This is a genomic window from Mesorhizobium helmanticense (genome assembly GCF_003034915.1).
GTDB lineage: Bacteria > Pseudomonadota > Alphaproteobacteria > Rhizobiales > Rhizobiaceae > Mesorhizobium > Mesorhizobium helmanticense.
In genome coordinates this window covers 1-20,419 of record NZ_PZJX01000034.1, presented here as the reverse complement: position 1 = coordinate 20,419, position 20,419 = coordinate 1, and the positions used below count along the sequence as shown (strand labels likewise).

General features: G+C 63.7%; 23 protein-coding genes and 1 riboswitch. Of the genes, 11 read left to right on the top strand and 12 right to left on the bottom strand.

Annotation, left to right across the window (positions count from 1 at the left end; translation table 11 throughout):
• Positions 1-780 (top strand): DMT family transporter (locus tag C9427_RS19550; RefSeq protein WP_107650754.1); only part of this gene is annotated, 780 nt, incomplete at its 5' end.
• A gap of 6 nt (positions 781-786) precedes the next feature.
• Here the strand turns inward: C9427_RS19550 and C9427_RS19545 are convergent.
• From C9427_RS19545 to C9427_RS19535, 3 genes are all read right to left on the bottom strand, one after another.
• Complete coding sequence (locus C9427_RS19545; protein WP_167434407.1) at positions 787-1,158, bottom strand: response regulator; 372 nt, start codon at positions 1,156-1,158, stop codon at positions 787-789.
• A 64-nt stretch (positions 1,159-1,222) separates the two neighbouring features.
• Positions 1,223-1,765: a hypoxanthine phosphoribosyltransferase gene (hpt, locus tag C9427_RS19540; protein ID WP_006328441.1), complete on the bottom strand. Its 543-nt coding sequence runs from the start codon at positions 1,763-1,765 to the stop codon at positions 1,223-1,225.
• Between the two features lie 11 nt (positions 1,766-1,776).
• Complete coding sequence (locus C9427_RS19535; protein ID WP_107650750.1) at positions 1,777-2,421, bottom strand: hypothetical protein; 645 nt, start codon at positions 2,419-2,421, stop codon at positions 1,777-1,779.
• A 191-nt stretch (positions 2,422-2,612) separates the two neighbouring features.
• On the opposite strand from C9427_RS19535, the gene ftsE reads away from it, so the two are divergent.
• The 3 genes from ftsE to C9427_RS19520 all read left to right on the top strand — a co-directional run bounded on the left by ftsE (position 2,613) and on the right by C9427_RS19520 (position 5,090).
• The gene (ftsE, locus tag C9427_RS19530; RefSeq protein ID WP_006328438.1) at positions 2,613-3,272 is read left to right on the top strand and encodes a cell division ATP-binding protein FtsE; all 660 of its coding nucleotides are present in this window, start codon (positions 2,613-2,615) and stop codon (positions 3,270-3,272) included.
• The gene (locus tag C9427_RS19525; protein ID WP_107650749.1) at positions 3,265-4,254 is read left to right on the top strand and encodes a cell division protein FtsX; all 990 of its coding nucleotides are present in this window, start codon (positions 3,265-3,267) and stop codon (positions 4,252-4,254) included. Before ftsE ends, C9427_RS19525 begins: the two co-directional genes overlap by 8 nt.
• Before the next feature lie 152 nt (positions 4,255-4,406).
• A complete protein-coding gene (locus C9427_RS19520) occupies positions 4,407-5,090 on the top strand; it encodes a YdcF family protein (protein WP_425351664.1) in 684 nt (227 codons plus the stop codon).
• A 28-nt stretch (positions 5,091-5,118) separates the two neighbouring features.
• Here C9427_RS19520 and C9427_RS19515 read toward each other — a convergent pair whose 3' ends face one another.
• Entirely contained in the window at positions 5,119-5,751 is a 633-nt protein-coding gene (locus tag C9427_RS19515; RefSeq protein ID WP_107650747.1) for a pyridoxamine 5'-phosphate oxidase family protein, read from the bottom strand.
• 113 nt (positions 5,752-5,864) lie between these two features.
• Between C9427_RS19515 and C9427_RS19510 the strand changes: the two genes are divergently transcribed.
• Both C9427_RS19510 and C9427_RS19505 read left to right on the top strand, forming a co-directional pair.
• A complete protein-coding gene (locus C9427_RS19510; protein WP_107650746.1) occupies positions 5,865-6,770 on the top strand; it encodes a LysR family transcriptional regulator in 906 nt (301 codons plus the stop codon).
• Between the two features lie 124 nt (positions 6,771-6,894).
• Positions 6,895-7,713, top strand: coding sequence for a lysophospholipid acyltransferase family protein (locus C9427_RS19505; RefSeq protein WP_107650745.1), 819 nt, complete (start codon positions 6,895-6,897; stop codon positions 7,711-7,713).
• A 12-nt stretch (positions 7,714-7,725) separates the two neighbouring features.
• On the opposite strand, the gene C9427_RS19500 is transcribed toward C9427_RS19505, so the two are convergent.
• From C9427_RS19500 to C9427_RS19490, 3 genes are all read right to left on the bottom strand, one after another.
• Positions 7,726-8,349 carry a LysE family translocator gene (locus C9427_RS19500; protein WP_425351663.1) on the bottom strand — a complete coding sequence of 208 codons (624 nt, stop codon included), beginning with the start codon at positions 8,347-8,349 and terminating at the stop codon, positions 7,726-7,728.
• 126 nt (positions 8,350-8,475) lie between these two features.
• The gene (locus C9427_RS19495; protein ID WP_107650743.1) at positions 8,476-9,423 is read right to left on the bottom strand and encodes an aldo/keto reductase; all 948 of its coding nucleotides are present in this window, start codon (positions 9,421-9,423) and stop codon (positions 8,476-8,478) included.
• A 116-nt stretch (positions 9,424-9,539) separates the two neighbouring features.
• Entirely contained in the window at positions 9,540-10,076 is a 537-nt protein-coding gene (locus C9427_RS19490; RefSeq protein ID WP_107650742.1) for a gamma-glutamylcyclotransferase, read from the bottom strand.
• 112 nt (positions 10,077-10,188) lie between these two features.
• Between C9427_RS19490 and C9427_RS19485 the strand changes: the two genes are divergently transcribed.
• Both C9427_RS19485 and C9427_RS19480 read left to right on the top strand, forming a co-directional pair.
• Positions 10,189-11,187 (top strand): DUF2125 domain-containing protein, encoded by a 999-nt coding sequence (locus C9427_RS19485; protein ID WP_107650741.1) that lies wholly within the window; start codon positions 10,189-10,191, stop codon positions 11,185-11,187.
• A gap of 3 nt (positions 11,188-11,190) precedes the next feature.
• Positions 11,191-12,117: a sugar kinase gene (locus tag C9427_RS19480; protein WP_107650740.1), complete on the top strand. Its 927-nt coding sequence runs from the start codon at positions 11,191-11,193 to the stop codon at positions 12,115-12,117.
• Positions 12,118-12,137: 20 nt separating this feature from the next.
• Here the strand turns inward: C9427_RS19480 and C9427_RS19475 are convergent, their stop codons facing one another.
• Positions 12,138-13,073 carry a prephenate/arogenate dehydrogenase family protein gene (locus C9427_RS19475; RefSeq protein ID WP_208636383.1) on the bottom strand — a complete coding sequence of 312 codons (936 nt, stop codon included), beginning with the start codon at positions 13,071-13,073 and terminating at the stop codon, positions 12,138-12,140.
• Between the two features lie 4 nt (positions 13,074-13,077).
• Complete coding sequence (gene hisC, locus C9427_RS19470) at positions 13,078-14,187, bottom strand: histidinol-phosphate transaminase (protein WP_107650752.1); 1,110 nt, start codon at positions 14,185-14,187, stop codon at positions 13,078-13,080.
• Between the two features lie 135 nt (positions 14,188-14,322).
• Positions 14,323-14,400, top strand: a riboswitch (SAM riboswitch).
• 109 nt (positions 14,401-14,509) lie between these two features.
• On the opposite strand from hisC, the gene metX reads away from it, so the two are divergent.
• Positions 14,510-15,679: a homoserine O-acetyltransferase MetX gene (gene metX / locus C9427_RS19465; protein ID WP_097573624.1), complete on the top strand. Its 1,170-nt coding sequence runs from the start codon at positions 14,510-14,512 to the stop codon at positions 15,677-15,679.
• Between the two features lie 58 nt (positions 15,680-15,737).
• A complete protein-coding gene (gene metW / locus C9427_RS19460; protein ID WP_107650738.1) occupies positions 15,738-16,352 on the top strand; it encodes a methionine biosynthesis protein MetW in 615 nt (204 codons plus the stop codon).
• Between the two features lie 21 nt (positions 16,353-16,373).
• Here the strand turns inward: metW and C9427_RS19455 are convergent, their stop codons facing one another.
• Entirely contained in the window at positions 16,374-16,694 is a 321-nt protein-coding gene (locus tag C9427_RS19455; protein WP_107650737.1) for a DUF1330 domain-containing protein, read from the bottom strand.
• Positions 16,695-17,036: 342 nt separating this feature from the next.
• On the opposite strand from C9427_RS19455, the gene C9427_RS19450 reads away from it, so the two are divergent.
• On the top strand, positions 17,037-17,972 hold the full coding sequence (locus tag C9427_RS19450; RefSeq protein WP_107650751.1) for a glycosyltransferase family 2 protein: 936 nt from the start codon (positions 17,037-17,039) through the stop codon (positions 17,970-17,972).
• Between the two features lie 73 nt (positions 17,973-18,045).
• Here the strand turns inward: C9427_RS19450 and C9427_RS19445 are convergent, their stop codons facing one another.
• Both C9427_RS19445 and C9427_RS19440 read right to left on the bottom strand, forming a co-directional pair.
• Positions 18,046-18,864, bottom strand: a complete 819-nt coding sequence (locus C9427_RS19445) for a DUF1194 domain-containing protein (protein WP_107650736.1) — start codon at positions 18,862-18,864, stop codon at positions 18,046-18,048.
• Positions 18,865-18,948: 84 nt separating this feature from the next.
• Positions 18,949-20,419 (bottom strand): ABC transporter ATP-binding protein/permease (locus tag C9427_RS19440; RefSeq protein WP_107650735.1); only part of this gene is annotated, 1,471 nt, incomplete at its 5' end.

Here is a 20,419-nt window from a genome sequence, read left to right as displayed (position 1 = left end):
GTCGGATTGCAGGCAATACTGTCGAAGCGGTTTGGCATGCTGACGATGCGCGCCTTCATCCAGTTCTCGTCCTATACGGTCTACTATCTGGCGATCGCCGCCCTGCCATTGGCCGACGCGGTGGCGCTTTACTTCATGGCGCCGCTGTTCATCATGGCGCTGGCCGGACCCTACCTTGGCGAACAGGTATCCTGGCGAACGCTGGCCACTGTCCTGGTCGGCCTGCTTGGCGTGCTGGTGATGTTGCGCCCGGGCGCCGGGCTGTTCGACTGGGCGGCGCTGCTGTCGCTGGCCTCGGCGGCGCTTTACGGCTTTTCGCAACTGATGGCCCGCAAGATCGGCGACACCGAATCCTCCACCGTCATGGCGTTCTACCAGAACGGCGCCTATCTGGTGGGCGCTGCGGTGGTCGCCGGGTTGTTTTGGATGGCCGGCATAACCCATGCGGTCCACCCGAGCCTCGAATTCCTGGTCAGGCCATGGATCTGGCCGACAATGGCCGATTTCCTCAAGATGGGCGCCTGCGGCTTCGTCGCCTCGGCCGGGATGATCCTGTTGTCGCAGGCCTACCGGCTGGCGCCCGCCAACCGCGTCGCCACCTTCGAATACACCGGCATCATCTGGACGCCGCTGTGGGGTTTCCTGTTCTTTGCCGAAGTGCCGCGAGCGACCACCGTCATCGGCGCGGCCCTCATCATCGGCGCCGGTCTGTTCGCGCTGAATGCCAGCCGGCGTCGGACCGGCGAACCGGCAATTGCGGCGACCTGCGATCCCGCATGAACCCGATCAGGCGAAACAGGCAAGCGCCTGTTCGACACGCGCGCGGATTTCGGCCAGCGTGAACGGTTTCTGGACGACGTCGCGAATGATGCCGTTCAGTTCCTCGGCGCGCTCGCGCTGGTCGGCATAGCCGGTCATCAGCATGATCTTCATCGCCGGGAAGAGAGCGGCCGACGTCTTGGCCATCTCGATGCCATCCATCTCCGGCATGCGGATATCGGACAGGACGAGGTCGTAGCCGCCAGATGCGGCGCGGATCAGGGCAAGCCCTTGCGCGCCATCGGCGGCGATGTCGATCACATGCCCGGCGCGTTCGAGCGCGCGGGCCGCCAGGGTGCGAACGGACTCATCGTCCTCGACAATCAGGAGCTTTGCCATGGCGCGAATACTTGGCGAGGAAAAGTTGACTTTTCCTGAACCGCGAACGGCGTCAAAAATAAATCTAGGCGTCGCCTTTGACGACGCCGACGAACGGCAGCTCACGAAAGGCATGGGCGACATCCATGCCGTAGCCGACGACGAAATAGTCGGGGCAGTCGAAGCCGACATAGTCGGCGTTGAGCGCGGTCTGGCGGCGCATGCGCTTGTCGAGCAACACGGCGATGGCGCAGCTTCTGGCGCCGCGCGACAGCATCAGGTCGCGGGTGAAGGACAAGGTCTTGCCGGATTCGAGAATGTCGTCGATCAACAGCACGTCACGGCCGGCGACCTCATTGTCGATGTCGCGCAGCACCCTCACCTCGCCGCTGCTGGTACCGGCGCCGTAGCTGGAGATGAAGATGAATTCCACCTCGGGCGACAGGCCGACATCATGCATGGCGCGGATGAGATCGGCGGCGAAGATGAACGAGCCTTTCAGCACCGAGATCACCAGAAGATCCTGGTAATCGTGCCCGGCTATCTCCTTGGCCAATTCCAGATTGCGGCGGGCGATCGCCGATGCCGAAAACAGGACTTCGATGTCCTTGCCGCGCACGATTGGCATTCTTTGCTTTCCTAGCTGGCGAACGTCACCGAAACCGCCTTCACGCCATTTCTAGGCACATCGAGTCTGCTGGAAAAGCCAAATCTTTCGCCAGGCGCCAGCGGCCGATTGGATGCCCCCAGCGTGTAGCGGGTGATGCCACCGTCATTGCTGGTGACCCGGATTTCCAGCGGCGGCAATTGCGCAACCTTTGCCCCGTCATTGGTCGCCTCGGCGTTGACAAGCAACACCGGATCGGGACCGGAGGCATCGACACGGGAGGTGACGCCGGAAATGCTGAGCGCGACGCCGGCCGGCTGTTCGACAGCCCAGAAAGGTGCATGGCGCACCAGCGCGTGGCCACCCGAGACCCAGAAGGCTGCAAAGGCGGCGCTGAGGCCGGCGATCCAGAAGATCGGCCCGCCGCGCGATGCCAGCGGCCGCTCCGCGGCGGCTTCGGCCTTGCGCAGCATGTCCATGCCTTCGATCGATGGCGTGTCGATCACGCGCGAAGGCGGCGGCGACGGATCGATATCAGCGGCAGCGCGGGGCACCACTTCGTAGTCGGCTTCGACAATGTCGGGGGCTGGGCCACGCATGACGCGTTCCGGCACGACGGCCGTATCCGTCATGATTTCGCCGGAAACCGGGCGCGCGGTTCGATCCTTATCCATCATGAGCCCAGCACTACACCACTTGTTCGCTTTTCGTTTCTTTTGCGTAAATGGAAATGGTTAATGCTTCCCCACCGGACCCCTGTGACAAACCGAAAAACATCGAAAATTAACCAAGGGTTAACCATGCCGGCCGATGGTCTTTTCCAGGAAAAGGCTGGCGTTTCGCCACCGCAAGTTTCAGGTCGTCGAACGTGATCCGCTTCGAAAATGTCGGCCTCCGCTATGGCATGGGTCCGGAAATCCTCCGCGACATTTCCCTGCACATACCGGAGCGTTCCTTCCAGTTCCTGAGCGGGCCTTCGGGCGCCGGCAAGACGACGCTGCTGCGGCTCTTGTTCATGTCGCTCAAGCCGACACGCGGGCTGATCACCATTTTCGGCAAGGACCGTTCGCGCATCTCGCGCGCCGAACTGCCGCATCTGCGGCGGCGCATAGGCGTGGTGTTCCAGGATTTTCGATTGCTCGACCACATGACGACCTACGAGAATGTGGCCTTGCCGTTGCGCGTGCGCGGGCGCGAGGAGATGAGCTACCGCACCGACGTCACCGAATTGCTGAAATGGGTCGGCCTTGGCGAACGCATGCATGTGCTGCCGCCGGTGCTGTCGGGTGGCGAGAAGCAGCGCGCCGCCATCGCCAGGGCGCTGATCGAGCAGCCCGAGATCCTGCTGGCCGACGAGCCGACCGGCAATGTCGATCCGCCATTGGCGCGACGCCTGCTCAGGCTGTTCATCGAACTCAACCGGCTGGGCACCGCGGTGGTGATCGCCACGCACGACCTCGGCCTGATGGAGCAGGTCGACGCACGGCGCATGATCCTGGCCGGCGGAAGGCTGGATATCTATGACTGACCTTCCCGCCGAACATCTCCAGGACCAGGGCATCGAAGAGGCTGGGATAAAACCCCGCGCCCAGCGCAAGATGGCACCGATCGTGCCGGCACAGAACATCGCCGGCCGGGCGCTGCTGCTGGTCATCGCCATCATGACGTTCCTCACCTGCCTGACCTTCGGCGCGGTGACGCTGGTGCGCGACACCGCCTCGGTCTGGGAGAACCAGATCTCGCGCGAGGCGACGATCCAGATCAAGCCGGTCGATGGTCTCGACATGGAGGCAGCCCTTGCCCAGGCCTCCGGGATCGCCGGTGAATTCCCGGGCGTCAAGGCCACAAGGATCATCGACCGCGACGCTACGGCCCGGCTTTTGGAGCCGTGGCTGGGTTCGGGTCTTAACATCGACGAACTGCCGGTGCCGCGTCTGATCATCGTCACCATCGACGAGAACAACCCGCCCGATTTCGCCGCCATGCGCGCGGCGATCACGCCGAAGCTGCCGAGTGCGTCCCTCGACGACCATCGCACCTGGGTCGATCGTCTGGTGGCCATGGCTCGCACCACGGTGACCATCGGCATCGCCGTGCTAGCGCTGATGCTGTCGGCAACCGTGCTCACCGTGGTATTCGCCACGCGCGGCGCCATGGCCGGCAATGGCCATATCATCGAGGTGCTGCATTTCGTCGGCGCCGAGGCGCGCTTCATCGCCCGCGAATTCCGCCAGCATTTCCTGGTCACCGGCATGAAAGGCGCGGCCGCCGGCGGTGCGGCGGCAATACTTGTCTTCATCGTCTTCTCATGGTGGTCGTCGCGCAACATGGCGACCCCGCAGGCCGACCAGGCGACTGCCCTGTTCGGCAATTTCGCCATCGGTTCGGCAGGCTATTTCGGCGTCGCCCTCATGGTGCTGGTCATCGGCGCGCTGACGGCGGCAACCTCCCATGTCACCGTCGTTGCCTATCTGAGCGACATCGATGTTCGCCAGCCGGACGGCAGCTAATGCACGCGCCCAACGACGACATGCGCAAAAGTATCGATCACGGATGAAAACCTGCCGTAACGCAAAGTGCGATTTCGACCTACCAAAGGCCGCAATTCGGGGTTAACCATGAGATGATGGACGCGAGGGACTCGATCGATACGGCTGGACGCATGCCAGTTCTGGTCATGCCTTCGCGCGGTTTTGGCAAACTTGGCCGGCTAAATTCCATTATCCGTGTCTGCGCGTTTTCCCTGCTCGGGCTGACGGCGGTTTTTGTCGGCGGCTTTGCTCTCTTTGCCAATACCGTCAGTCATCTGACGACGCCTGCCGATCCGGCGAAGGCCGATGCCATCATCGTCTTGACCGGCGGCCAGTCGCGCCTCGACGCGGCGATGAACCTACTTGCGTCCGGCAAGGGCGAACGGCTGCTGATCAGCGGCGTGCATCCATCCGCCAGTCGCCGCCAGCTTCAGGCCGCGACCGGCGGCGACAAGAAACTGTTTTCCTGCTGCGTCGACATCGACCGCGCCGCGCTCGACACGATCGGCAATGCCGAGGAAAGCGCCAAATGGGTGGAAGACCACGCCTATGGCACCGTGATCCTCGTCACCAACAACTATCACATGCCGCGCAGCCTGCTGGAGATGGGCAGGCTCTTGCATGGCGCCAAGCTTGAGCCCTACCCGGTGGTCAACACCAATCTCGACAATGGCGGCTGGCTGACCAAGCCCCGGGCATTGCGCGTGCTGTTCACCGAATACAACAAATACCTGCTGGCGCTGGCGCGCGGCATCGTGCCGGTAAAGCCGACGCCTGACGGCATCGCGCTGGCCGAGGCTGCCGCACCGAATTAAGCTGTCCCTGCGACCCGGAGCGGCAGCATTATCCTTTGCCCGCAGTGCTTGGAATGCCGCGCAGGCGCACAATCTCCTGTTCGAGCCGTTCGATGCGCTTGTCCCGCTCGGCCAGCGCCGCGGCAACGTCGGCCGCTTCGAACCGTTGCGGGATGTGCTGAGGGCAATTGGCATCCCAGGCCGAGACGGTGAACAGGATGATCTGCTCGGGCCTAGCCTTGTAGCCTTCCGGCATCAGCTTCGCCATCAGTTCCGCATCGTCCTCGACCACGCGCGCTTTGCCCCAGAGCTTGATGCGCTGCCGGTGCGCATAATCGATCAGGAACAGGAAGGCGCGCGGATTGTCGGCCAGATTGCCCTGGGTGATGAATTGCCGGTTGCCGGCGAAATCCGCGAAGCCTATCGTCCGCTCGTCGAGCACCTTGAGGAACCCGGCCGGCCCGCCGCGATGCTGGATGTAAGGCTGGCCCTCGCCATTGGCCGTCGAGAGGAAGACGCTGGTCTGCGCCTCGATGAAGGCGGCGAGATCGGGCGTGATACTGGCCTGCCAGCCACCGCGCTCCTCGACACGGGCATAGGCCTCGCGGGAGCCTTTGCGAGCCTGGATCGCCTTGACGGTCGGTGTAAAGGCGACGTCGCTGGTGAAAGCATGGGCGTTCATGAAGCCTCCTTCAGGCAAAGCCTCGAACCATAATCCGCCCTAAATAGAACCTTCCATCTTTCGGATGCAGATGGCATATATGCAATCCATCCTTCCATTTTCCGGAAGAACCTATGGATCGTTTCGAAGCCATGTCGCTTTTCGTCGCCGCCGCGGAGGCCGGCAGCCTTTCGGCGGCGGGGCGCCATTTCGGCATGCCGCTTGCAACGGTCAGCCGCAAGGTCTCCGATCTGGAGCGGCATCTGGAGACGCGTCTCCTGAATCGCTCGACGCGGCGGCTGACGCTGACCGATGCCGGCCAAGCCTATCTCGCCGCCTGCCGCCGCATTCTGGGTGAGGTCGGCGAGGCCGAGCGTGCCGCCGCCGGCGAATACAGCACCCCGACCGGCGAATTGATCGTCACCGCGCCGATCGTCTTCGGCCGACTGCACGTGTTGCCGGTCGTCACCGGTTTCCTCGCAGCCTACCCCGACGTGGACATCCGCCTGACGCTTGCGGACCGGATAACCCAGTTGATCGAGGAACATATCGATCTCGCCATCCGCATCGGCCAGCTTCCCGATTCAAGCCTGGTCGCCATCCGCGTCGGCTCGATCCGTCGCGTCGTCTGCGCGAGCCCGGCCTATCTGGCCGAACGCGGTACACCGAAGACCCCGAACGATCTTGCCGCGCACAACTGCATAGCCTTCGAGGGGCTGACCTCTCCTGCCACATGGACTTTCGCCACAGGCAAGACCGAACGCGCCGTCCCGATCCGTTCCAGGCTTCGGGTCAACACCGCGGAAGCGGCAATCGATGCCGCGATTGCCGGTGTCGGCGTGACAAGAGTGCTTTCCTACCAGATCGCCGCCGCGGTCCGCTCGGGTACGCTCTGCCCGGTGCTGGAGGCGTTCGAGCCGCAGCCATGGCCGGTGAACCTCGTGCATGCCGGCCAGGGCCTGCTGCCGGTGAAGCTGCGCGCCTTCCTCGATTTCGCCGCCCCACGCCTCAGGGAGCACCTGGCGCAGGCGACGTGGTAGACTGGGAGAAGAAGAGCTGAACGGCAGCTCATTGCCGGCCGGACCGATCCGCGCCATCGTGCCGTTTCCTTTTTGCCCGCGCTTGGTGTAACCAACGCACACCTCCTCACCGGGCACTTCCCACATGCTCTATATCCGCTCGCTGGCGTTCAACCTCGTCTTCTACGTCAATTTGATCGTCCAGATGATCCTCTGGACGCCCTACTATTTTCTGTCGCCCCGCCACCGCGCCTGGTTCGTGCCGAAATTCTGGTCGCGCACCTCGATGTGGCTCTACGACAAGATCGCCAGCACCGGAAACGACATCACCGGGCTGGAAAACCTGCCCGAAGGCTCCTTCATCCTGGCGCCCAAGCACCAGTCCTTCTGGGACGCGATCGCCTTCTTCCCCTTCCTCAAGGACCCGCTCTATATCCTCAAGCGCGAATTGACCTGGATCCCCTTCTTTGGCTGGTACATCATGAAGATGCGGATGATCCCGGTCGACCGCGGCAGCCGCTCGAAAGCGCTCAAAGCGGTGGTCGCCGCCACCAGGCAGGAGATGGCGCGCAACCCGCGCCAGCTGATCATCTATCCCGAGGGCACGCGCCGTGCGCCGGGCGACGAACCGGCTTACAAATACGGCATCGTCGAGCTCTACGCGCAGCTTGGCGTGCCAGTGGTGCCGGTCGCTCATGTCGCCGGCCTCTATTGGCCACGCCGGAAATTCATGCGCTATCCCGGCACGATCAAGGCCCGCTTCCTGCCACCGATCCCGCCCGGACTGGACAAGGAGGCATTCATGGAACGGCTGATCGGCGAGACGGAAGCCGCTTGCGACCAGCTGCTCGTCGAAGCCTCACGCTCGCCAGACCCGCCGCCCATGCCGCCGACGGCGGTGAAGCGGCTGGCTGAACTGGGCGCGGCCGCGAAAAAGAAGCCTGATTCAGGCTTTTTCGGCTGAAATGGATTGACCTCAGGAAAACGCAGCCAGCGCCGTGGTTAAGACCAGCGTCGCCGCGAAGATCAAATTGATGATCCGCGAGGCGCGGGGCCTGCGCGGGAAGCGCGCGAACGCTGCCCCGGCGAGAAGCCACAGGATATGGATGACGACGATCATCAAAGCCAGGACCGCCAGTTTGAGCCGCGTGTCGAGGTCGGACGTACCGGCGAACACGGCGGCAATCGCCACATAGGCTTTTGGGTTGGCGATGGCCAGCAGGAACCCGCCCAGGAAGGTGGGAAGCGCGGCCCCGACGGCGCGCGCCGCCCCGGGTGGGGCCACTGCGATCTTGAAGGCAAGGTAGAGAATGTAGGCCGCCGACGCCGCGGTCAGCAGCGGCGTGAGTTTCGGCACGGAGGCGAGCACTGCCATGACGCCCGTCGTCACCACCAAAAGCACGGCGATGGTGCCAAGAACGACGCCGCAGGTGTAGCGGAGCGAGTGGCGCGGACCGAAGGCGGCCGCGACAGCGGCGACGCTTATCGTCGCCGGTCCCGGACTGCCCATGACGACCGTCGATGCCAGGACAAGCGCGAGCAAGTGCTGCCATAGTTCCGGATTGGATACGATCTGCTCGGCCACCTGCCGTCCCCGCATCTTGCGACGATGCAGGGACGGTATGGCAGGGCTGCGCCGGATGTCTTGAACGATCGTGCATCCCAGCCGGGATGCCTAAATTTGGTGCTGGAATGTCCAAGGAGGACAAGCAGCTTGAGATTTGGGCTACGCGCTCGCTTTGTCGAGTTCGGCCATGTCGTCCGGTCCGAGCTTCAACGATGCCGCGCGCACCAGACTGTCGACCTGATCGAGCGTCGTGGCGCTGGCGATCGGGGCGGTCACGCCGGGTCGCGCTATCACCCAGGCGAGCGCCACTTCCGCCTGTTTGGCCGAATGCCGGGCCGATACCGCATCGAGGGCGGCCAGGATGCGCATGCCGCGCGCATTGAGATAATCCTTGACGCCGCCGCCGCGTGCGCTTTTGCCGAGATCGGCTTCGCTGCGGTACTTGCCGCTCAAAAACCCCTTGGCCAAGCTGAAATAGGTGATGACGCCGATTTCCTCGGCCACGCACAGATCGTGCAACGCCCCATCGAAGGATGAGCGGTCGTAGAGATTGTATTCCGGCTGCAGCACCGCATAGCGAGGCAGGCCGCGCAGGCTTGCCACGTCGAGCGCGGCACGCAACTGGCCGGCATCGAGGTTCGAGGCGCCAGCGTAGCGGATCTTGCCCTTGGCCAACAGCTTCTGATAGGCACCGAGCGTTTCCTCGTAAGGCGTGGCCGGATCCGGCCAATGCGACAGATAGAGGTCGACGACGTCGGTCTGCAGCCGCTTCAGCGACGCGTCTATGGCTTTTTCGATATAGGCGGCGGAAAGGTCCTTCCTGCCCTGCCCCATATCCGACCCGACCTTGGTGATCACCACGACCTTGTCGCGATTGCCGCGGCTCTTCATCCATTTGCCGATGATGGTTTCCGATTCGCCGCCCTTGTTGCCGGCAATCCAGCGCGAATAGGAATCGGCGGTGTCGATGGCGTTGAGGCCGGCGTCGACGAACCGGTCGAGCAGGTCGAAGGAGGTTTTCTCGTCGGCGGTCCAGCCGAAGACGTTGCCGCCCAGAACCAGCGGCGCGATGGACAGGTCGGTTTGACCGAGACGACGTTTCTGCAAGGCTGATCTCCATGAGGATGGGAAAGCTCGGACGGGAAAGCGCCCGACTGCGCTTAACCTATGTCGTGCGGCACGGAGGTCAAAGGCCAGGTCGTCCTTTACACCCCACCAGTGCTTCACAAAGGCGCGACCTGTCGCGCCACCTCTTCCAGCCAATGGTCACGGATGCCCAGCGCCTCGAGATGCTCCAGCGTGTTCGATACATAGTCCTCGTTCTTTCCCGACCGGCCGACGGCGCCGCGAACCACGCGCGCCGCGTCCGCTTCATCCAGCGCGCCGGCATATTGCTCATGGTCGCGGTCGACGACATAGGCGACCGCCTCGACCGTCCTGTCCGCGCCTGTATCGCTGTCGTCGAGGCGGACCCGCAGCATGCGCTCGAGATAGACACTGGTGACCAGCTCGCGCTCACGCAGATAGGCGATGACTTCGTCGCGCAGGTCACTGGGGACGCGGAAAGCCAGTCCGACGCAGGAGCCGCCGCGATCGAGGCCGAGCACCAGGCCGGGCCGCTCGCGCGTGCCGCGATGCACATAGGAATAGACGCAGAGCGACCGGCGGTAGCCGTGGAGGCGCGCGCGCCGCGTCTCGACATGCGCAAATCCCGGCCGCCAGATCAGTGAACCATAGCCAAAAACCCAAAAATCGCCCATATCGCCAAGCCTGACTGCAGCACCGCACCGGAATCGGTGTCTTTTCAATCGTCTCCGTCTATCTCTGTTGCCGGAAGCGATTCCTGCAACACGCGTTAACGAGAGCCGCAGCATGACGTCAAGTGAAGAGCGCCCGCCGAATTTTCGCCGCCGCCTCTTCTGGCTTGCCGCCTTCGTTGCAGTGCTGTTTGGCATCTACAGCGCCGGCTGGTTCTACCTGGCCGACAAGGTCAGGAGCGAAACCGACAAGGCCGTCACCGAGCTCAACGGCAATGGCATCGAGGCTGACTGCGCCAATCTCACAGTCGGCGGCTATCCGCTGAGCTTTGCCATTTCCTGTGACAATCTGGCGTATCAGGACGACACCAGGAATGTCGCCGTTTCGAGCGGCAGTCTCAACGCCGTCACGCGGATCACCCAGATCCTGTCGCCTTTTGCCGAATTGCGCGGGCCGCTCAGAACCTCGTTCCCGGGTATGGCGCCGCTGTGGATCGACTGGGACAATCTGCAGGCGAGCGCAAAATTGTCCTGGCCCTTGCCGCGGCGCGTTTCGCTGGAGACCGAAGGCCTGTCCGGCCAGACCGACCCGGCGGATGGCACCGATCCGGTCGAGCTGTTCAGCACAGGCACGGCGGCCGGGCAACTCAGTCCGAATGGCCAGGACATCGGCTATATCGGCAGCTTTAGCGATCTCGAAATCGACCCGGAAGCCATCGATGGGCGTGTGCTGCCGCCGCTCGACGGCAGCGGCGACGTGACTTTGAAGAACGGCGTGGCTCTGATCAAGACGCAAGCCAGGAGCCTGCGCGGCCAGGCTGTCGACATCACCAAGCTCGATCTCTCGTCGGGGACCGCTCGCGTAACCGTTTCCGGACCGATATCGGTCAATGCCGACGGCCTGATCGATGCCGACCTGGTGATCAAGCTGAACGACCCGAAAGCCGTTGCGGCAATCCTCGGCGCGGCTATCCCAGAGCAGAAAAGCCAGATTGAAACCGGCTTTGCCGGACTGGCCCTGCTCGGCAACGAACCGTCGATGCCGCTGAGGATCGTCAAAGGCAAGGCCTCGCTGGGTTTCATCCCGCTGGGCAAGATCAAGTCGGTCGATTGACCCATGAAAAAACCGGTCAGGCTCCTCAGCGTTGGCGCATTCACCCTCGACACGATCCTTCGTGTCGAGACCCTGCCCGTGCATCAGGGCAAATTCATAGCCACCGACGGGGTGCAGATCGCCTCGGGCATGGCGACAAGTGCCGCCTGCGCCGCGCGACGCCTCGGCGCGGCGGTATCGCTCTGGGCGAGCGCCGGAGATGACGCCGTCGGCGACCGGCTGGTCGCCGAGATCGAGGCAGAAGGCGTCGATTGCAGCCTTGTCCGACGCGTTCCTGGCGCACGATCGGCGCTGGCGGCCATCCTGGTCGATGCCCATGGCGAGCGTATCATTGTCCCTTTCTACGACAAACGGGCACAGGCCGACCCCGAGATCCTGCCTGTCGCTGACCTCTCGGCATTCGACGCCGTGCTGGTCGATGTACGCTGGCCGGGCGCTGCCGCCCTGGCGCTGGCGGCGGCGCGCGCCATCGGCCGGCCGGCGATACTGGACGCCGACACCGCGCCGCTCGAGGTCCTGGAGCGTTTGCTGCCGCTGGCCTCGCACATCGTTGCTTCGGAATCGGCGGCGCGCATCGTCTGTGGCCAGGCCTTGGACCCGGAGACCGCCTGCGCCGATCTCGCCAGCCGCACAGACGCCTTCGTCGCGGTGACCGGCGGCGCGGCGGGAAGCTGGTGGTTCGATCGCCCGGCGCAATCCGTGCGCCATGTCGCGGCGCCGCGGATCAAGGCGGTGGACACTTTGGCCGCTGGCGACGTGTTTCACGGCGCCTTTGCCGTCGCCTTGGCGGAAGCCATGCCGGTCGAGCAGGCCTTGCGTTTTGCCAGCGCCGCCGCCGCTCTCAAATGCCTGCGCTTCGGCGGCAGGCTGGGCGCGCCGGACCGGGCCGAGACGCTGGCCATGATGGCGGCTCACTGGCCGGCGGACTGACGGCCCGCCGTCGAGACGGACTACTGTTTTACGGGGTGCTCGACGGCCTGTCGGCCGAAATCCGGCGCATCGATATCCTGGCCTGCCTCGATGATCGAGCGGCGCACGGCGCGGGTGCGCGTGAACAGGTCGAACAGCTTTTCGCCGTCGCCCCAGCGGATGGCCCGCTGCAGCGAGGCGAGGTCTTCCGAGAACCGCGCCAGCATTTCGAGGATGGCGTCCTTGTTGTGCAGGCAGACGTCCCGCCACATGGTCGGGTCGGAAGCGGCAAGGCGAGTGAAGTCGCGAAAGCCGGAAGCCGAATATTTGATGACTTCGGACTTGGTCACCGACTGCAAGTCGTCGGCGGTGCCGACGATGTTGTAGGCGATGATGTGCGGCAGATGCGAGACGATGGCCAGCGTCATGTCGTGATGCTGCGGATCCATCGTGTCGATGTTGGACCCGCAGCGGCGCCAGAATTCCGAAAGCTTTTCCAGGGCCGCGGGATCGGTGCCGGGCAGCGGCGTGAAGATGCACCAGCGGTTTTCGAACAGCTCGGCGAAGCCGGCGTCCGGCCCCGATTTCTCCGTGCCGGCCAGTGGATGGCCGGGGATGAAATGCACGCCATCGGGCACATGCGGTTCGATCTGTGCGATGACCGATGCCTTGGTCGAACCGACATCGGTGAGGATGGCGCCCTTTTTCAGCGCCGGCGCGATCTCCTCGGCGACTTCGCCAGAGGACCCGACCGGCACCGAAACGATGACCAGATCGGCATCGCGGACCGCTTCCCTGGCATCCATGGTGTAGGAGGAGCCGAGGTCCAGTTCGCTCGCCCGCGCCAGCGTCGCTTCGCTACGCGTCGCGATGGCAACATGCCGCGCCAGGCCCTCGCGGCGGATGACGCGGGCCAGAGACGAGCCGATCAGGCCGATGCCGACCAGCGCGATCTTATCGAACATCGGTGATGTCATTGTCTCAGCTTTTCAGGAATGTCGTGAGTGCGGCGACAACGCCGCGATTGGCCTCTTCGGTGCCGATGGACATGCGTAGCGCATGCGGGAAGCCGTAGCCGGAAACACGCCGCAAAATGTAGCCGCGCTGGGTGAGATAGTCGTCCGCGGCGGCCGCCGAATGCTTCTTGTCCTCGGGAAAATGGATGAGGATGAAATTGCCGACGCTCGGCGTCACCCGCAGCCCGAGCTTCGTCAGCTCTTCGCTCAGCCAGGCGAGCCAGGTCTCGTTATGCGCCACGCTGCGCTCGACATGGGCGCGGTCGCGGATCGCGGCAATGCCGGCCTCGATCGCCGTCGCATTGACATTGAAGGGACCGCGAATGCGGTTGATCGCATCGACGATATGCATGGGCCCGTACATCCAGCCGATCCGCGCGCCGCCAAGCCCGAGCTTGGAGAAGGTGCGGGTCATGACCACGTTCTCGGCGCCGCCGACCAGCTCGATGCCGGCTTCATAGTCGTTGCGGCGCACATATTCGGCGTAAGCCGCGTCCAGCACCAGAAGCACGTTTTTGGGCAGCCCGGCATGCAGCCGACGCACCTCCTGGAACGGCAAATAGGTGCCCGTCGGGTTGTTGGGATTGGCGAGGAAAACGATCCTGGTACGCGGTGTGACGGCCGCCAATATCGCATCCACGTCGGCGCGCTCGTCGGTCTCCTTGACCGACACCGGGACAGCACCTGCCGACTGGATGTAGATCTTGTAGACCATGAAGGCGTGTTCGGTGAAAATAGCTTCGTCGCCCGGCGCCAGATAGGTCTGCGCCAGCAGGCCCAGGATCTCGTCGGAACCATTGGAACAGATGATGTTTGCCGCATTCAGGCCGTGCACCTCGGCGATCGCCTCGCGCAGGCGCCTGGCGGTGCCGTCGGGATAGACGTCGAGCCTGGCTGCGACCTCGCGCGCGGCTTCTATCGCCTTCGGCGAGGGGCCGAGCGGGTTCTCGTTCGACGACAGTTTGTGGACTTTGGCGACGCCGGCCGGCGCCGTGCTCTTGCCCGGCACATAGGCTTCGATGTCCATGATCCCCGCGCGGGGCGTTGGCCGTGCCTTGTCCGGTCTCTGATTCATGTCGCGAAAATCCGTCGAGAGTGCTTCCGTCCGGAAGCCGCAGCGGAAATACAAGCCATGGCCCGGAATGTCGAGGGGTGGCAGTGGTGCGAGCAACTGGCCGTTGACGGCGCGACGCGCGAGTTCTAGAAGGGCAGCAGGTTCCGTGGTGATTTGGCCGGTCGGCTTGCAGCCACGTTAAACAACTCGCTAAAGGGCCGTTTGCATCCTGTAACCGGCTTTGCGATGGCGTTGCCGGTTTTTTGTTGTCCGCAGCCGGCCGGACGACCGCATCGGCGCGACGATCGCAAGCGATCTTCGCAAAGCCGTGTAAGAGGATGTGATGGCCGCTCTGCGCGCTCGAAAAACCAACAATGAGGCCGACCAGCCGTCGAGCCCCGTGTTGCGTTTTGGCGCCGACAAGCCGCTCAAGCTCGACGCCGGCACGCTGCTGTCGCCGTTCCAGATCGCCTACCAGACCTACGGCACCCTCAATGACGCCCGCTCCAACGCCATCCTCGTCTGCCACGCCCTGACCGGCGACCAGCATGTCGCCAACACCAATCCGGTGACCGGCAAGCCCGGCTGGTGGGAGGTGCTGATCGGCCCTGGCAGGATCATCGACACCAACCGCTTCTTCGTCATCTGCTCCAACGTCATCGGCGGCTGCCTCGGCTCCACCGGTCCCGCCTCGATCAATCCCGCCACCGGCAAGCCCTACGGGCTCGATCTGCCGGTCATCACCATCCGCGACATGGTGCGGGCGCAGCTCATGCTGATCGACCATTTCGGCATCGAAAAACTGTTCTGCGTGCTCGGCGGCTCGATGGGCGGCATGCAGGTGCTGCAATGGGCGTCGAGCTATCCGGAACGCGTCTTCTCGGCGCTGCCGATCGCCACCGGCGCCCGCCATTCCTCGCAGAACATCGCCTTCCACGAGGTCGGCAGGCAAGCTGTCATGGCCGACCCCGACTGGCATGGCGGCAAATATTTCGAGCTTGGCAAGCGGCCTGAAAAGGGGCTGGCGGTGGCGCGCATGGCCGCCCACATCACCTATCTGTCGGAGGCGGCCCTGCATCGGAAATTCGGCCGCAATCTGCAGGACCGCGAAGCGCTCACCTTCGGTTTCGACGCCGATTTCCAGATCGAAAGCTACCTGCGCCATCAGGGCATGACCTTCGTCGACCGCTTCGACGCCAATTCCTATCTCTACATGACCCGTTCGATGGACTATTTCGACCTTGCCGCCGACCATGGCGGACGGCTGGCCGACGCCTTCGCCGGCACCAGGACCCGCTTCTGCCTGGTCTCCTTCACCAGCGACTGGCTGTTCCCGACCGAGGAGAGCCGCTCGGTCGTCCATGCGCTGAACGCGGCCGGCGCGTCGGTCTCCTTCGTCGAAATCGAGACCGACCGCGGCCACGACGCCTTCCTGCTCGACGAGCCGGAGCTGTTCGCCGCCATCAACGGCTTCATCGCCTCGGCCGCGCGCGCCAGAGGGCTCAGCGCATGACCCCGAAAAGTTGCAGACTTTCCGGATCGGGATCATGCGCCACACAAGGGGCAGCCCTATGAGCGTCAATCGCGCCCAGCGCGTCGACCTCGAAGTCGTCGCCGATCTCATCCCGCCGCAGTCGCGGGTGCTGGATGTCGGCTCCGGCGACGGCCTGCTGCTCGAATTGCTGCAGGACACCAAGCAGGTCGACGGCCGCGGGATGGAATTGTCGCAGCGCGGCGTCAACGAATGCGTGGCGCGCGGCCTCTCCGTCATCCAGGGCGACGCCGACAAGGATCTCGAATTCTATCCCGACAAGGGCTTTGATTTCGTCGTCCTGTCGCAGACGCTGCAGGCGACCCGCAACCCCAAGCTGGTGCTCGACGAACTGCTCAGGATCGGCAACCGCGCCATCGTCTCCTTCCCCAATTTCGGTCACTGGCGGGTGCGCCTCTCGCTGTTCGTCCATGGGCGGATGCCGGTGAACGACGACTTGCCCTACTCCTGGTACGACACGCCCAACATTCATTTCTGCACCATTCGCGACTTCGTCAATCTGTGCGACGAACTCGGCGCCACTGTCGAAAAGGCGACCGCGCTCGACGGCAACGGCCAGAAGATCGGCCTCTCCATGCCGTGGTGGTTCTGGAATTTCTTCGGCCAGCAAGCGGTGTTCCTGCTGAAGCGATAAAACTCGCGCCCGGCGATACGCCTACTTCAGGACATCCGTTGCCTTGTGCGGATGTTCGACGCCGTCGGCGAACACCACGTCGGCTCGGGAATTGTCCGTGCGCAAGGCCAGTATCGCCTGGTAGGCCGGCGAATTGTACCATCCGCGCACATGCTCCCTGTCGGGGAATTCGATGATGATGAGGTGGCCCGGCCACTCGTTCTCGATCACCTCCACGTCGCCGCCATGGACCAGAAAACGGCCGCCGAAGGGCTCCAGCGTGGCGTCGATCCTGTGCAGATATTCGACGATCCCAGGCCCCATCGTGGCCTGACGCATATGGGCAACGGCGTAAGCGGTCATGACGAAACTCCCTTGCAATCGAAGCTGAACAACAGGCTTCATGCAGGGAAGTTTGCCGACACGCCGGACGCTGGTCGATTACCTCAGAGGTCATGAAATGTGCCTCCAAGGTCATGAAATGTACTTCAGAGGTCATGAAATCTACCCCGAAGCCACGGAATACATATCGGCCAAGGGTGGCGCCGTTGAGCGCCGAGTTGCAAATTCGCCACATCGGATCGACCACCGTTCACTTTGGCGTGACACCGGTGCTTCTTTTTTGTACGGTCCCGCTGAACGCGACCTGGGACGGGCATGGAAGGCGAATATCAAATCCATTCGGTTGGAACGCGCCGAGGCGACATGCCCGAGACGATGAATCCCGCTCCGCTCATCACAGTGATAACGCCGACCCACAACCGGCGCAGCAAAGTCCTGCGCGCCGTCGAGAGCGTGCTGGCGCAGAACTTCACCCGCTTCGAGCACATTGTCGTCGACGACGGCTCGACCGATGGCACGGAAGCCGCGCTTGCGGCCATCCCCGATCCCCGCCTGATCTATGTCGGCGCGAAATGGCGGGGCGCCAATGCCGCCCGCAATGCCGGCATCGAACGCGCGCGGGCGCCGATTGTCACCTTCCTTGATTCCGACGACGTCTATCTGCCGAACCGGCTGGAGCGGACACTGGCCTGGTTCGAGGAGAACCCAACGCTCGAAATCCTGATCAGCTCGTTCGTGTCCCTCAAGGGTGGCCGCAGCACCAACTGCATAAACCGCGACGCGTTCCTGAGCCGGGACACGCTGGAACGGGCATTGGTGGCGCAAACGATTTTCATTGCCGGGTCGGCGATAACGGCCCGGCGCGAGGCCTTGCTGGCGATCGGCGGCTACGACAGCGATATAGCGCGGATGCAGGATCGCGAATTGCTGTTGCGCCTGGCTCGCCGCAGTGGCGCGCAACTGTCCGAAGACGTCGACTGGAAAAAGTACAATTCGGAGAATTCGATCTCCGGCCAGCGCGACGGCTATGTCGAAGCCTATGCGAACCTGATCTGCAAGCACCCCTATATCATCGACCGCTATCCCGACATTCCGCCCTACATGATCGCGCGCCAGATCATTGCCGACACGATGAAAGGCAGGGTCTCGCAGGCATTTGCCGGCTATCTGGCCAACCGCTCGTCGAAAGCGCTCGGCTACTCCTTGCCGCAATTGCTGCGCGGCTATGTCGGCGGCCGGCGCTGGCGGCGCGATCTCTATGACGAGTTCCGCAGCAAGTATGGCGCACGGCCCGCCTAATGCATGTCGCCCAAAAGTGCGTAGCGGTTTTGGGATAACGACTTGCATAAATGCAGAACTTCGCTGCGAAGTGTCACCGGTCGAGTTCGGGGAAAAACGGATCTGAGAAAAACCGCCGGTCGCGCTCGCCTTGCAAGCAGTCGATCGGCGCCGCCGCATCGATCCGGACCGGCCAGGAATCCGCCCAAGGAGCGCCGCTGACTTCGAGAATCAGCTTGCGGCGTATGGCGGTGGTGAATTCGGATGCCGCGTAGATCGGCAGCACGAAGGAGCCCGGTCCGCCGGTCACGCATTCGGCATAGTACCGGTCGAGATGGCTGAAGGTCGGCGACGGGCTGATCAGGATCGGCAGGCCGTTGATGACGATGCCCTTCGCCAGCGCGGCGTCGCGTGTCATGGTGACGGGCAGGCCGATATTGTTCGGGCCATCGCCAGAAATATCGATGACCCTGCGCGCCGCTTCAAAAGCGGCTCCATCCAGCAGCTCCGTGCCGAAGGCGAGCGCGCCGGAGATCGAGGTGGCGCGAAAGCTCCTGAACGGGCGGGCCTCGATCCTGTCGGCGAAAGCGTTGGCGCTCTCGGCATCGTCGATGACCTGCCAGGCAATCACCGCATCGTCGCGGACGGTGCCTGCCCATTCGAAATAGGCCAGCGCAATGCGGCCGGTGGTGCCCGAGCGCACCGCCTTGATGAAGTCGGGGTGGCGCAGCGCCTCGACATAGCCGGCCCGCTGCAGGGCAAACTCGTTTTCATCCATCGACTGCGAAATGTCGACCGCCAGCACCAGTTCGACGTCCACGGCCATACCATTGGCGGGTGCGGCCAGAGGGGTGGCAACAGGCGCTGCCTGGGCGCAGGCAAGGCAGGCAAGCAGGCTGATCGCGTCGAGCATGATCTAAAGCCTCGCAGGCTTTGCAACGATGCCGACAATTTCCCCTGCGATCGCGGCGAAATAAAGCTGGCTGGATGAAGCCGGCTACTTCTTCTTCCGGCGCACTGCAACGGCCGGCGGCGGCTCGATCGCCCCGGCCCTGACACTGGCCGGCTTGAGAGCCGGGCGGCCGGCATCCTTGACGATCGTCAGTGAGCGCGGAAAGAACTGGATGTTGTGCTGGCCACGGCCGATGTTGAGGATGGTCGCACCGGCAAGACGCGTTTCCAGCATCGACAGCACCCGTCTCAGCGTCGCGCCGTCGAACGTATCCAGCGCTTCGTCGATGATCACCCATTTCGGCCGCCGCAAGGCGAGCCTGGCAAAGGCCAGCAGGCGCTGCTCGTCATCGCTGAGTTCATGCTCCCAGCGCGCGGAACGGTCGAGCGAGGACGACAGGCGCTCGAGACCGACCTCGGCGAGCACCGCCGAGATCTCGGCATCGTCGACCTTGGCGGTGCCGTCCACGTGATTGAGCACATCGCGCAGCGTGCCGAGCGGGAAATAGGGGGTGCGCGGAACGAAGGCAGGTATTTCCTTGGCCGGCATGCCGATCCGCCCGCTTCCCCACGGCCACAGGCCGGCGATGGCACGGAAGAACAGTGTCTTGCCGGCGCGCGGATCGCCGGTGATCATGACGCGCTCGCCGGCGCTGATTTCGACATGCGGCTCGGCAAGCTTGGTGCATCCGTCGGGCGAGGCAATTTCGAGCTTCTCGAAGGTCAGGCGGCCATCCGGGTTTTCGCCGAACTCGATGCGGCTTTCCGTGTCGTGGAGCACATCCGTTTCGCCAAGCGCGATGCGGAAGTCGGCGACGCGCATCAGCGTGGCGCGCCAGTCGGCGATGGCGCCGATATTGTTGATGAACCAGCGCAGCGACGCATTGACCTGGTTGAAGGCGCCGACCGCCATCATCAGCCCGCCGAAGCTGATATCGCCGGCGAAATAGACCGGCGACGCGACCAGGATGGGCGCGACGACGGTGATCCAGCCATAGGTATCGGTGACCCAGGACAGGTTGATCTGGGCATGGTAGATCCGCCGCATGGCGCCCAGCACCGTGCCAAGGTCGAGTTCAAGCTGGCGTCTGGCATCGACCTCGCCATGCGCGAGCGCTATGGCATCGATATTTTCGTTGACGCGAACCACCGAGGACCGCAGCTCCGCCTCGCGCGAATAGCGATCGCTGTTGAAACGGATGAGCGGCCTCCCGACCAGCCAGCTCAGCCAGGAGGCGATGCCGGCATAAAGGATCGCCGCCCAGACCATGTAGCCGGGGATCGCCAGCGAATGGCCGCCGATATGGAAGACGAAGCCGGAGGACAGCGACCATAGCACGCCGATGAACGACGCGAGCAGGATGAAGGATTGCAGCAGCCCGACGCCGAGATCGGTCGAAAGATCGGAAAGATGCCCGACATCCTGTTGTATGCGCTGATCGGGATTGACGCCGATGGCGCCGGCATGGGTCAGCCGGAAGGCACGCGCCGGCAGCATCCATTCGCCGATCAGGTCG